This is a genomic window from uncultured Paraglaciecola sp., assembly GCF_913058035.1.
Taxonomy (GTDB): Bacteria; Pseudomonadota; Gammaproteobacteria; order Enterobacterales; family Alteromonadaceae; genus Paraglaciecola.
The window spans coordinates 1-13,265 of sequence record NZ_CAJXPA010000131.1; the positions used below are offsets into that span (position 1 = coordinate 1).

General features: G+C 39.1%; 10 protein-coding genes. 6 read left to right on the plus strand and 4 right to left on the minus strand.

Features of this window, described 5'->3' with window-relative positions; all coding sequences use genetic code 11:
• The first annotated feature begins 421 nt into the window (after window positions 1-421).
• Window positions 422-820, plus strand: a complete 399-nt coding sequence (locus QZ562_RS15345) for a VOC family protein (protein ID WP_293761872.1) — start codon at window positions 422-424, stop codon at window positions 818-820.
• Window positions 821-1,161: 341 nt separating this feature from the next.
• On the opposite strand, the gene QZ562_RS15350 is transcribed toward QZ562_RS15345, so the two are convergent.
• Window positions 1,162-2,937 carry a lysophospholipid acyltransferase family protein gene (locus QZ562_RS15350; RefSeq protein WP_293761874.1) on the minus strand — a complete coding sequence of 592 codons (1,776 nt, stop codon included), beginning with the start codon at window positions 2,935-2,937 and terminating at the stop codon, window positions 1,162-1,164.
• A gap of 207 nt (window positions 2,938-3,144) precedes the next feature.
• On the opposite strand from QZ562_RS15350, the gene pyrC reads away from it, so the two are divergent.
• The 5 genes from pyrC to dbpA all read left to right on the plus strand — a co-directional run bounded on the left by pyrC (window position 3,145) and on the right by dbpA (window position 7,213).
• Complete coding sequence (pyrC, locus tag QZ562_RS15355) at window positions 3,145-4,182, plus strand: dihydroorotase (RefSeq protein WP_293761876.1); 1,038 nt, start codon at window positions 3,145-3,147, stop codon at window positions 4,180-4,182.
• Between the two features lie 922 nt (window positions 4,183-5,104).
• The gene (locus QZ562_RS21310; protein WP_363315368.1) at window positions 5,105-5,254 is read left to right on the plus strand and encodes a hypothetical protein; all 150 of its coding nucleotides are present in this window, start codon (window positions 5,105-5,107) and stop codon (window positions 5,252-5,254) included.
• Window positions 5,255-5,268: 14 nt separating this feature from the next.
• The gene (locus QZ562_RS21315) at window positions 5,269-5,574 is read left to right on the plus strand and encodes a hypothetical protein (RefSeq protein WP_363315369.1); all 306 of its coding nucleotides are present in this window, start codon (window positions 5,269-5,271) and stop codon (window positions 5,572-5,574) included.
• A 2-nt stretch (window positions 5,575-5,576) separates the two neighbouring features.
• Window positions 5,577-5,798, plus strand: a complete 222-nt coding sequence (locus QZ562_RS21320; RefSeq protein WP_363315370.1) for a hypothetical protein — start codon at window positions 5,577-5,579, stop codon at window positions 5,796-5,798.
• Window positions 5,799-5,833: 35 nt separating this feature from the next.
• Window positions 5,834-7,213, plus strand: coding sequence for an ATP-dependent RNA helicase DbpA (gene dbpA / locus QZ562_RS15365; protein WP_293761878.1), 1,380 nt, complete (start codon window positions 5,834-5,836; stop codon window positions 7,211-7,213).
• A gap of 135 nt (window positions 7,214-7,348) precedes the next feature.
• Here the strand turns inward: dbpA and QZ562_RS15370 are convergent, their stop codons facing one another.
• The 3 genes from QZ562_RS15370 to QZ562_RS15380 form a co-directional block, all read right to left on the minus strand.
• Window positions 7,349-9,418 carry a M13-type metalloendopeptidase gene (locus QZ562_RS15370; RefSeq protein ID WP_293761884.1) on the minus strand — a complete coding sequence of 690 codons (2,070 nt, stop codon included), beginning with the start codon at window positions 9,416-9,418 and terminating at the stop codon, window positions 7,349-7,351.
• Between the two features lie 144 nt (window positions 9,419-9,562).
• The gene (locus tag QZ562_RS15375) at window positions 9,563-9,832 is read right to left on the minus strand and encodes a hypothetical protein (protein WP_293761880.1); all 270 of its coding nucleotides are present in this window, start codon (window positions 9,830-9,832) and stop codon (window positions 9,563-9,565) included.
• 261 nt (window positions 9,833-10,093) lie between these two features.
• Window positions 10,094-13,006, minus strand: a complete 2,913-nt coding sequence (locus QZ562_RS15380; RefSeq protein ID WP_293761882.1) for a ligand-binding sensor domain-containing diguanylate cyclase — start codon at window positions 13,004-13,006, stop codon at window positions 10,094-10,096.
• Window positions 13,007-13,265 lie beyond the last annotated feature (259 nt).

Below are 13,265 nucleotides of genomic sequence, written 5' to 3' on the forward strand. Positions count from 1 at the left end.
ACAGGAGCTAGTTATGTCTGGTTATAATTTGCCAATTGCAGAAGTTGATAAGGACAGAGTTGACTTGCAGCTTCGAGCCTAATACCGGACAGTCGAGTGTTAAACCTGAAGGAGAACTTTGTGCCAATAACGGTCATTCGCTATGCAGTGATTAAAGGTAACCTATAGATTAGTTACGTCACCAAAATATCAGGTTCGTTTCGCTCACCATCAGCAAACAACCTGATGGCAAAGCTTTATGATAGCTATATTCCTACCGCAGTAATTTGCATTGCATAAATGTCCATATTAAATGCTTTTTAAAATCTTACTATCTAGTTAGAAAAACCTTTACCTTAACTTAGCTTGAGGTTTTATCATACGTCTGAACTTTAATCATTTGTAATAACAAAAACTCAAAAATATTAATTAGGAGATGAGAATGATACCAATAGATGCAGTAATGAGAGTTGGTCGACCTACGGATAATCTGGAACAGATAACAAAAATGTATGCTGACGGACTCGGTTTTGAGGTCATTGGAGGTTTTGATGGTCATGGCGATTTTAGTGGTCGAATGCTTGGCCACCCTAAACATCATTATCACTTAGAATTTACTACACACAGCAAAGAGAAAGCTGGCCGTGCGCCTACGTTGGAAAATCTTTTAGTATATTATGTTCCTGACGATCTTGAGTTTGCTGCGGCTATCGACAAAATATCTGGGGCTGGTTTTATAAAGGTCGACTCCTTCAACCCATACTGGGAGGGCGGTGCTCAAACATTCGAAGATGTGGATGGTTATAGAGTCGTGATAAATAATGGTGAAAGCCCATTCTAAATCTCACATAACAATTATTGCTGGAATTTCATTATTGTATTTCACGCTTTCACTTCGCCATCTTATGGTGGCGTTGATACTTTTGCTTAATAGAGTAATCCAATTTATTCGAAATCACACATCACTCATAGGGAGGTTTGAGTGTTTTTTTCTTGTCGCTTTCAATTTTATCGTATGACTGCAATTCGCTCATTGCCGTCAATCAGATTTAATTAGAGTCTATTAGCCAGCAATAATAGATACCTATCCTTTCAGCCAAGCAGCAACTTTCTTTTCTCTGTGCTCTGTGGCCCTCTGTGGTGATAAACTTTAGTCTTTTGCTTTTAACTAGCATCTATTCACTAATTTCTATCTACTGCACTTTTTATTTTTACTGCACTTGCCCCATTTTTATATTCCTCCCAACTATCACCCATATACAGCTTGAGTAATTTCTCAGGCGCGTTCGGCAAGTCCACACTGAGCAATAATCCGGGGGTATCGTTAAAGCTTTTATCTATGCCTAAACAATGGAATACCGCGCCGAGTTTGTTGTAGTGTTTGAGTAAGATGGGTACGTCTTTGCCATCGGGTTCGATGCCCTTTAGCAAAGCGCTGACATGGTCTTCTAATCCATGTTGCAGAGCAAAAGCGTTTACTTCTGGGTGTAACTCATGTTCGAACCGCGCTCTGGGTACAACATTGTTTGTAGGTGTGACCATAGCTTGCTGAATAATAGCAGCGCTGCGTATGTCGTATAACTTACTGATAGAGACAGTGCCGTAAAGTGTTCGATATTGGGGATATTGACAGACAAAAGCTCCGATACCGCGCCACAACAAAAATAAGCCTAGGAAACTGCGTTGGTATTCAGGTATTAAAAATGAACGTCCCAATTCTAAACAAGGCTGCTGCCGATTCACAAAGTCAGGACCAAAATCAAACATACGATGCAAATATAGATTTTCTAAGTTGCCATCGGCTAACAACTTGTCAGTTTGCCCCATTCGGTATGCACCGATTATTTGTCCTGTTTCCTTTTTCACGACAAACAGATGAGTGTAAGTGGCATCAAAGTGGTCGGTATCAAGCGGTTCACCACTGCCTTCGTTATGTTCACGAAAAACCAATTCTCGTAAACGGGCAATTTCGTTTACTGTGTTTGGCATTTGATGTTGATAACCAAAGTACACAGACATATATTTGTGATCGAGCAGGTGTTGTTCGCTAGGAAGCTGCTGCACTTCTTGTAAAATTTTCTCACCTTTCACTTCAGGGGCAAGTGGTTGTAATTGGGTGACAGGATCCGCTGGCCATGATTTTTGCCAATCAGGATCAAGCAAATAACTTTGTGCTCTAAACAATTCGGTTTGTGTGCCAGTGTCGATATTTTCTGCATAATGCTTAATCGCAATAGGTTCGCCAGCGGTCATCGTTATTTTGGCATCACGTTTGTTGACTAATTCACGGGGCAACATCAACATGCGTAGCCGAAAATAAATCCGGCCTAAACGATAAAACAATGGGCTGTTGAGGCCACTGACGAATATAGGTAGGTAACTTGCATTCGTGCGATTGGCGATGCTGGCAATCAATCTGTTCCAGCGGTGGTCGGCGATGCGTTTTGTGTCTTTTTGAAAGTAACTCACGCGTCCCGCGGGGAAAATAAGTAATGCTCCGCCAGTTTTTACATGTTTTAGGCAATAACGAATAGAGGGCGCGTTTTTCGGGTCATTTTCCGATAACGGATTGGTAAAAATGAAATAGTCTTCAAGCTCTGGAAATATCTTTAGACCTTGGTTAGCCATCACTTTTATGTCGGGGCGCACTTGTTCAATTGCCCAAGCCAAAAACACCCCCTCTATACCCCCAAAAGGATGGTTGCTAGCGATAACCAGTGGGCCTGTTTTAGGGATGTTAGCTTGTAACGCTTGCAAGCCCAGTAATTGAATGTTTAACCCATCTAATAAGCTTTTTGCAAAGGTTGTTTTGTCTAAACCGTGAAGGTTGTTTTCACGATACAAGCCGTCTAACTTATTGATAGCTAAGACACGGTCTAATAATTTGAAGAGAAGCTTGGTAAAAAAGTTCTTTTTATTATTAGGTACAACATTAAGCAGGCTGATGGCTGCAGGCATAAAACAGTTCCACGAGAAAGATGAATAATTTAATTGTCTAATAGTGCTTTAATTTTCTAACAAATTCAGCAAATTATTGATTATTAGCAAACTATTATGTCTTTGAAACAACAAATGTTCTGAGAGTTTGACGTTTACTGGGAGATTTAAGGCATAATAAAGGGATGAGTCACATCCGTTTTTTTAGCTAATTCAAGTAGGGCAAAGATGCAACAGATTATTATCACCACTCCAGACGATTGGCATTTACATTTTAGAGATGGCGACATGCTCGGCGAAACTGTACCTGCTACTGCTAGGTGTTTTGCCCGTGCGATTGTGATGCCAAATTTAGTCCCACCTGTGGTGAATGCAAAGCTGGCCAATGAATATAAAGCGCGGATTTTGGCTGCTCGCCCGCAAGGTAGTAATTTTGAACCTTTGATGACTTTATTTCTGACAAATCAAACAACTAAGCAAGATATTATCGATGCCAAAAATTCGGGTGTGATAGCTGCAAAGCTATATCCTGCCGGAGCGACGACTAACTCAGCACAAGCAGTGAGCGGTATTGAAGCGCTATACCCTGTGTTTGAAGAGATGCAAATACAAGGTTTATTACTACTGGTGCACGGTGAAGTGACAGAGAGTCATGTGGATATTTTTGACCGAGAAAGGGTATTTATCGATCAGTATATGGCAAAAATTGTACAAGCCTTTCCTGAATTAAAAATAGTGTTTGAACATATAACTACGAGCGATGCGGCTGAATTTGTTCTCAGTAGCGCAGGTAATGTTGCCGCCACGATCACTCCGCAACACTTATTATTAAATCGAAATGATTTGTTAGTAGGGGGTATTAAACCGCACAACTATTGTTTACCAGTACTAAAGCGTAGTTCTCATCAGCAGGCTTTACGCAAGGTGGTAGCGAGTGGTTCGAATAAATTTTTCTTAGGTACAGACTCGGCGCCTCATGCCAAACATGCTAAAGAAAATGCTTGTGGTTGCGCGGGTTGTTACAGTGCATGGAGTGCCCTAGAGCTCTACACTCAGGTCTTTGATGAACTCGATGCACTGGATAAATTAGAAGGATTTGCCAGTTTCCACGGTGCAGATTTTTATGGTCTACCCCGAAACACTGGTACAGTAAGGTTGGACAAAAAAAGTTGGACGGTACCTGAATCTGTTATTTTGCCAAGCGGAGAACCGATAGTGCCATTTTTTGCAGGTCAGACTGTTAATTGGGAAATCAACCATGCTTGATATCAAGACTTTATCAATTAATTATGTAACTAAGTGTTGGTAAATCTTACTGAGGTGTTGCTCAAATACATCAGTGGGCATGGTGCCAGCCGAGAACAACTTAAATCAAGGCAGGGCGATACGTTTTGCAGTTATATATACCGAAGCGCCTTATGTTTATACCAATCAGATAACCTAATATAACTGAATTATACCCAAAATAGCCGAAGCCTAAGGTCGCGAGCTAATTTTTGATTTAGAGTTTTTCCTACTTCAAGAAAAAGGTTGGAAGCGTCTATTATTATATAGGCAGGCGGATTCTTGTGGCTTGTGCCAGAGTGGTCACAAAATACTGAAAGGTTTATTTTTTCAGCGTCTGTTTTAAATTAGAGAGTTTTTTACAAAGCTGACAACCATTTTATTCAAGTGATAAATTAGCAGATTGAGCCAGAGGCAAAACAATTTGCGTCCATAAAGATTACACATTACCCAATGTTACCTCCCTTTTTTGAGGAACACATAGCCGAGCGTATAAATGTGTCCAGTTAAGCACCCATAACGAGCGTATTCTTAGGTCAAAAATGTGACTTAATTTACATAAATGAATTGCGAGCTAATTGGACGTTTCGAGCATTTTCAACAGAAATTGAAATATATCGTTCGTCGTAACCTCTAAAGCAGACTCACCAAACCTTTGCACACAACATAAGCTGGCAGAGTTATCTGCAAAAAATTAATTAAGCTATTACCAGTATAAAACATTCTGGTGAATTGAAAAAATTGTTGATGCTCAGATTCAATTAATCCTGATTGCATCGAAATAGATTTTATTAATCATACAGTTTGATTGATAGTGTGCCAAACAGACTCATTGGTTGCTCTTAATCGGGTGTTTGACAGATAACTAAGTCCAAATCTATCCTTTTTTATCAAGAAAGTTAATTTGAGTAAATTTGTTACCTACCAAACCAAAGATCTTGTTGCCACTATTAGCATGAAAAATGGCAAAATAAACGTTATTTCACAACAAGTAATAGACGAAATTAATCAAGGTTTAATCAAGCAGAACGATCGCAGGCAGTGGTCGTATTAACAGGATAAACTGGCATGTTTTTCGGTGGTTATGATTTAAAGGTAATGCGCGATATTAACAGCGCTAACATGGCCTTGCTGGAGAAAGGCTCAAGACCAGCTAGGCGAATGTTATCGTTTCGTTATCCAGTGTTGGCGGCATGTAATGTTCATGGTGTTACCAAGGACGTATTCCTGCTGTTAGCTGCTGATCATCGAATTGCTGTTGATGGAGTATTTAGGATCGGTTTAAACGAAGTCGCAATAGGTATGACTATGCACTTTGGTGGTGTAGAATTGGCTAACGGTAGATTGGCACCAGTATTTTTAACCGTTCAGTGATTTTGGCTGAAATGGTCTCACCACAAAAAACGGTCTTAGCTGGATTTTTAGATAAGGTTGTTAGCGAGGCAGAATTTGCGCCTGCGGTTCAGGCGTTTGCTCAGGCTATGACTATGACAAAACTAGATATGAAAACCCATCACCAAACTAGATTAAAAGCACGAGCGGAATTAGTACACGTGCCCGACAAATATATTGAAAAAGACCGCCACAGACGCCTGTAAAGGTTACAGTTGGCTGCCCAACAAAAGAGAATATTTTGAATAAAGAATTTGCTTCACTAGGTTTAAACAACGCCTTACTCGATAACTTGGAATCCATGGGTTTCAAAGAAATGACTGAGATCCAAGCCATGAGCTTACCCGCTATTATTGAAGGTAAAGATGTCGTTGGCAAAGCCAAAACTGGAAGCGGTAAAACGGCTGCATTTGGTTTAGGATTATTACATAATCTTAAGGTGAAGCGATTTCGAGTTCAGGCATTGGTTATGTGCCCAACACGTGAGCTAGCTGAACAAGTGGCGTTAGAAATTCGAAAATTAGGCCGCGGTATTCATAACATTAAAGTATTAACTTTATGTGGTGGCACCCCTTTGGGACCCCAGATTGGTTCTCTGGAACATGGCGCACATATTATTGTGGGCACACCTGGTCGTATCATGGATCATTTGTTTCGTCGGCGCCTCGATTTGAGCGAGGTTAATACTCTAGTACTCGACGAAGCCGATCGTATGCTAGATATGGGCTTTGAAGTGGAAATGGCTAAAGTAATTGATGCCGTGCCGCTTGACCGCCAAACCTTACTATTTTCTGCCACATTTCCTGATTCTATTGCGCAGATAAGTAGAGATGTGCAGCGCAATCCTCTACAAGTCAGTGTCGAAGCCACTCATGAAGCCACCAGTATTGAGCAGCTGTTTTTTGAAGTGGAAGAGCCGCATCGCATTAAAGCTGTAGCGGCAATGTTAAGCCACTACCAAGCAGAATCAGCTATCGTTTTTTGTAATACTAAAATCGCCTGTCAGGAAGTGGCAGACGAATTAACTAAATTAGGTGTGTCCGTATTAGCCTTGCATGGTGATTTAGAGCAGCGCGATAGAACCGAAGTATTAACTCGCTTTTCTAATCGAAGTGTATCGGTGCTAGTTGCTACCGACGTGGCTTCGCGTGGGTTGGACATTAAAGAAGTGAACGCGGTAATTAGTTATCAAATCACTCCTGACCCTGAAGTACATATTCACCGTATTGGCAGAACAGGCCGCGCAGATGCTAAAGGTTTAGCTCTTACTCTTTGCACCGCAAAAGAAGTTCCCCGAGCTAATGCAATTGAAGATTATCAAAAAGCTAAAATTAAATGGACAGGTATTCAAGCCCTTCGTTTCCATGCTAATCGTCTTATTCAACCTGAATACTCAACAATATGTATTGATGGCGGTAAAAAAAGTAAAATTCGTCCTGGAGATATTTTGGGTGCATTAACTAAAGACGCTGATATCGATGGTGATGATATAGGTAAAATTAACGTTACAGCCACTCATACTTATGTAGCAATTAAAACTCGCAGTATTAAGCGAGCGCTAAAACAAGTTAATGAAGGAAAATTGAAAGGCCGTAAATTTAAGGCTAGAAAATTAAGCTAAAAGCAGTTTCGAGTTTTGAGCAAAAGATAGTGTTTGGCAACATTAAAGCCGATATTAAGAATAGTTATTATAGGTAAAAACCGAGCCACTTGGCTCTGTTTTTATTTATGTGATTTTTATTCATCTAATAGCTTACTACCAGATCTTCACCCGTTCTTCTGGAGGAAGATAAAGTATGTCGTTTTCGCTTATTTCAAATGCCTCATAAAATTCTGGGACATTGCGAACTGAACCGTTGGCACGGAAAGGACTAGGCGAGTGAGGGTCTGTTTCGATTTGGCTACGTAATGCCTCATCACGGTATTTGTTTAGCCACACTTGTCCAAACCCGAGAAATACACGCTGCGTTCCAGTGAACTCATCTAGAACAGGGGCATCTTTTCCCTCAAGTGAAAGTTTATAAGCTTTAAGGGCAATACTGATACCACCCAAATCACCAATATTTTCACCCAAAGTAAATTCGCCATTTACATTGAGTCCTTCTAACGCCTCATAACTATCGTATTGTGCAATGAGTTTAGCTGTACGTGCTTTGAACTCTGTTTTATCGACATCAGTCCACCAATCTCTAAGCACTCCATCGCCATCAAAAGTACTACCTGCATCATCAAAGCCATGACCTATTTCATGGCCAATTACTGCACCAATACCACCATAATTGACTCCATCTTCAGCTTCCATATTGAAAAACGGCGGTTGTAGAATGGCTGCAGGAAACACTATTTCATTCATTGGAGGGTTGTAATATGCGTTGACTGTTTGTGGATTCATGTTCCACTCATGTTTTTGCACAGGGCCATTTTGTTTTTCAAGCATTTGTTGATACTGAGATTCAGACGAACGTTGTAAGTTACCAAATAGGTCGTTTTCATCAACCGTTAACAGTGAATAGTCACGCCACTTATCAGGGTAACCAATTTTAGGAGTGAATTTAGATAACTTGTCTAACGCCTGAATTTTGGTTTCTTCTGTCATCCAGTCTAAGTTTTTAATACTCGTTTCATAAGCTTTGAGCAGATTGTCTACCATTTGTAACATCCGTTGTTTAGCTTCAGGTGGAAAATGTTTTTTAACGTACACTTTACCGATTATCTCTCCCACATTGTTGTTAACCAACCTAACTGCTCGGCGCCATTGAGGTAATTGTTGTTCTACACCATTCAGCACTTTACTGTAAAACTCAAAGTTGGCCTGATCAAGCTCTGTTGTAAGACGAGTGGCAGAAGCATTAATGAGGCCCCATTGTAAAAATACTTTCCAATCATCAATGCTTGTTGTTTGAATAATGCCGTCTAGAGATTTCATATAATCAAGTTGCGTGACCACCAGACCATCAAGTGCAGGTAGTTGTGCTTCTTGTAAAAATGCAGTCCAGTTAAAATTAGGCATTAATTCAGCTAATTCTGTTTGCGACAGTTTATTGTAAAGTGCCACCATATCCCGTGTTTGTTCTTTTTTCATATGCTGTTGAGCGAGTGTAGATTCTAATTTCATAACCAAATCAGCATTCGATTCACCGTTATTCAGTCCGACCAAATTAAACATTGTGGCAATATGTTTAACGTAGGCATTACGTATTATTTGATTGGCATCGTCTTTCTTGAAGTAATATTCGCGGTCAGGTAATCCTAAACCAGCCTGCCAAGTGTGGTTCATATAGGTTTCAGGATTTTTAAGGTCCACGTATTGTCCAATAAAAAAAGGTGTCGCCAGTTCGTATTTACTGGCACGAGCAAAATATACAGCAAGTTCGTCATGGTTTTTGATTGACGCGATACGTGCAAATTCAGATTTAATAGGCGATACACCTAGAGCATCACGCTTTTCCATATCCATATACGAACTATATAAACCACCCACCTTTTGTTCGTCACTGTCAGCAACGAAATCACCTTTGGCAGAAGAACGAATAATCGCCATCACATCATCCTGGGCTTCGTCTCTGATAATTGAAAAACCGCCATAGTTAGACTTATCAGCTGGAATTTCGGTATTGGCCAGCCAAGTACCATTAACGTATGTGAAAAAGTCATCGCCAGGCTTAATCGTTAAATCCATGTTTTGTTTGATAATCCCTGAGACTAGGGTTACTGGATTTTCTGATAACGTTTGTTCTGGTGTTTTGGACGCAGTAGAATTGCTGGGTGCCGGGCTACAGCCACTTAATGCGATTATTGTGGCAATATAGATTAGTTGTAATTTCATCATTATAATTTTCCAATAATATTTTTATTTTAATATAAAAACATTTATCTTTTGTACTATAAATGTGTAAAAAATAAAAAAGTACCCATATAATTCAGTTTAGTTTGCATGACCCAAAGGCAAAAAAGTCAGTATTGGCTAGATTTACTCTCCACTGGGTGAGTGGGAACGATCAAAAATGTGCACCAATGAAACGCTATTTTTTATCAAATTTATAATTAAATCTGTTAATTCTGCCCAGTGTACCAAGCGCAAAATGTCTGCACCTAACTCATCTCTTGGATGTCGTAGACGTTGTGAATCTTCAATCAAGGTAAACGGTGTTTCCTCTGATTGAAACTTAACAATATTCGGAACGATACGTTGCAGTGTATTGGTGATGTTATACCCAGAGCACCGTCTGGTAGTGTTCAATCACAGTAACGTTTATTTTTGTGAGGGGGATTTTCTTTTAGCTGTAGGTTAATAATGTCGTAATAATATATCCTAAATATCGACATTATCGTCCAAATTGATGTCAACTTTTAAGTCCTTTACTAGGTTAGTTAAAATTGATTTTGGGTGAATATTATGAGTAAAGGGCAAGACAATAAAAAATATAAGAAGAAGCCGCCCTGAGCAAAAAAAACAACTAAAAACTTTTTTAGAAAATTAAGCGAGGCTGTCTATATAAATCTATTGTAAATCTGCGATAACTTTATTACGGCCATTCTTTTTACCTAAATACAAATTCTTATCTGCTCGGTTGATACAATCATCTAATTTTTCAGCCAAAGAAATTTGACTCACTCCAACTGAGACAGACACCTGAATATCTAGTCCTTCAAATTTGACTATATTTTGTTGGATAGCCAGTCTAATCTTTTCAGCAATTTGTTGACCTTGTTCAATTTTGGTTTCAACAATCATTAATATAAATTCTTCCCCGCCCCATCGAGCCAACAAATCTTGTTGCCTAATTTGGCCCTTCATCAATTGCCCCATTTGAATCAATACTTTATCACCGCAGGCATGACCATTTACATCATTGACCTGCTTAAAATAATCAATATCTATCAGCAAGATACAAAAGGGTTCGCCGCCACGTTCAAATCTAGACGACTCTTGTAATGCATTGGTTCTAAAGTCTCGGCGGTTCCTGAGGCCTGTTAAATCATCGATAGTAGACAAGGTTAACAGTTTCTTATTCATCATCTCTAATTCTGCGGTTCTTTCTTCAACCTGAATAGATAATAAGTGAGATTGTTGTTTCAAAGCATAAATGCGCCTGCGGTAGAAACCTATTAAAATCGCTAAAACGCTCGTTACCCATAGAATCTTAGCCCAAGTCGTAAACCACCAAGGAGGAACAACTGTGATGGTTATTTGACCAACTTGGTTACTCCAAACACCATCTTTATTTGTGCCTTTAACTAATAGCTTGTAACTGCCAGCATCAAGGTTGGTATAGGTAGCCACTCTTTTTCTGGATTGTGCTGTATTCCATGTGGTATCAAATCCCTCCAATTTGAATGCATATTGATTTCTCTCAGGTGCAGAAAAATCAAGAGCACTAAATTCGATACTGAATACATTGTCTTCTGGCTGAAGTATTACCTCTTTTGCCTCATAAATTGGTGACTTTAGTGGAAAGGTTTTGCCATCTGCATTTCGGATTGAAATAGGTTTATCTAAAACTAATAATTCAGTAAAAATAATCGGTGGAGCCCAATCAGATTGTGCGACATTTTCTGGCTTAAAATAAGTGATACCGGTAGGGCTACCAAAAAATATTTCGCCATTAACATTGGTTACACTATTATTGATATAATAGCCTTCATTTTTTGCACCATTTTTACCACTGAAATATTCAGGATTGTCTAAGTTTGAGTCTACCTTAGCGACTCCTTCGGTGGTACTTACCCAAATATTACCATGTGTATCTTGTTCAATACCACCTACTGATAATGTCGCTAAATGTGACTCAGGTGCTACCTGCTGAAATGTAAAATCTTGTAGTTGCTCATCAAAAAGTAACTTCATAACTCCTGAGCCCTGCGTTCCAATCCAATAATGTTCTTGTTGTGACTTTGAAATCCAAGTAAGAACTCTGGGACTTCGATATTGAGTTTTTCTATCAGGCGAATATAAATTTAAAAGTTCCCCTGTGTATCGGTTTACTCTTATTAGTCCTTCCATAGTAGCGACCCAAGTAAAGCCATCAGTATCTACTAAAATTTTAGTAATACTGCTCATTTTCCATTGATTTTTAACGTCGTGAGTCTTACCGTTTACATAGATTAAACCATTGTTAAAATCACCTACCCAAACGTCTCCCATGCTATCGATTGACAGTGTGAAAATCATCGAACCACGAAGATGTGTCAAGTATTTAATATATTTTTGATCGTCATTCAGATAAGCCAAACCAGAGCGAGTACCGACCCATATTTTATTGGTTGCACTGGAGTACGCGATTGAAATAATGCTATTTTCTTCTAGAAAAGTTGGTCCGTTCTGTTCATTTTCAAAAGTCCACGGACCGGTTGTTTCACCCTTGCTGTCTCGTTTCCATAAACCTTCAGGCGTGCCAAACCAAATATTACCATTTGCATCATTTGCTATTCCTCTCGTTGTTTCACTGTCTCCAGCATTTAGCGTTTGAAACTGCAGGCTGTTAGGATCAAATTTTGAAAACCCAGAAGTCCAAGTTCCTTGCCAAATTAATCCTGAGCGACTCTCATAGGTTCTGGTCATGTGGCTTGCACTGAGTACACTAGATTTGTTGGTGCTGTATTTAAGGTTGGTAGTGATGGGACTTTTTTCAGGGTGTGTAATGGTTAATCCGGCAAGCGTACTGATCCAAATGTCGCCATTACGAAGCTGTTTAATAGATGATATCGATTGTGTTAAGAGCTTTAGCGATAATGGTCTAACAATAAGTTTTGGCTCAACAGTATCATCTTTTATAAAAATACCTTGTCCATTTGTCGAGAACCAAATTTTGTTTTGGTTAATAAGTTCGATGTCGGTCACTTCAACGTCTTTTAATTCTGGAACCGTGTATAGAGGCTTATCCGCTTTAAATCCAAACAGACCCTGATTTGTAGCCAGCCAAATAACACCGTTTTTATCCCGCTCAATATCTTGAACACGGAAATTAATTTTATCACCCAGTTTAATATGTACAAAAGAATTAGTTGTTTCTTGGAATTTAAACAACCCCAAATTTGTGCCAGCCCAGAGTTGCCCGGTTCTATCATAAACAACGGTTGCGACGAAGCGATGCTGTTTTCCCTCAGAATCAATTAACGGATAATGTATAAATCGATCAAATTTGTGATCATATCTGCTTAAACCATGTGAACTAGCTGCCCAAACATCGCCACTGTCTTTATCAACAGCCAACTTATACACAAAATCGCCAATTGGGCCTGAACCGTCAAGATTTTTATCTCTTTTATATTGGACAAAATTATAACCATCAAAGCGGTTGACACCATTTTGAGTAGAAAACCACATAAATCCAAGTTTGTCTTCAACGATATCAGATACCGTAATCTGAGATAAACCGTCTTGGACCGATATATGTGTGAATTGTGTTGGCACTATATGTGTTGCCAACGAGGTGGTTGCAATGAATAAACATAATAATGCAAATACAGGTAAACAGAATTTTGCACTTGACTTGCAACGCGACATTTTTGAAATAATGATGAGTTCCATTTTCACATATTTATCATACATTCGAACATATGCAATTTTAAATCAAGTGTTTATGTTACAAAATCAATAATAATTATCTTTTAAACTTCTAATGAATAATTTTTTATAGCACCAGTTTAGATCTGTAGTAATAATGATAGGA

What these genes read in the sequence shown, in the direction of transcription:
- QZ562_RS15345 (WP_293761872.1), top strand. Translation starts at nt 422, where the DNA reads ATGATACCAATAGATGCAGTAATGAGAGTTGGTCGACCTACGGATAAT.
- QZ562_RS15350 (WP_293761874.1), bottom strand. Translation starts at nt 2,937, where the DNA reads ATGCCTGCAGCCATCAGCCTGCTTAATGTTGTACCTAATAATAAAAAG.
- pyrC (WP_293761876.1), top strand. Translation starts at nt 3,145, where the DNA reads ATGCAACAGATTATTATCACCACTCCAGACGATTGGCATTTACATTTT.
- QZ562_RS21315 (WP_363315369.1), top strand. Translation starts at nt 5,269, where the DNA reads ATGTTTTTCGGTGGTTATGATTTAAAGGTAATGCGCGATATTAACAGC.
- QZ562_RS15370 (WP_293761884.1), bottom strand. Translation starts at nt 9,418, where the DNA reads ATGAAATTACAACTAATCTATATTGCCACAATAATCGCATTAAGTGGC.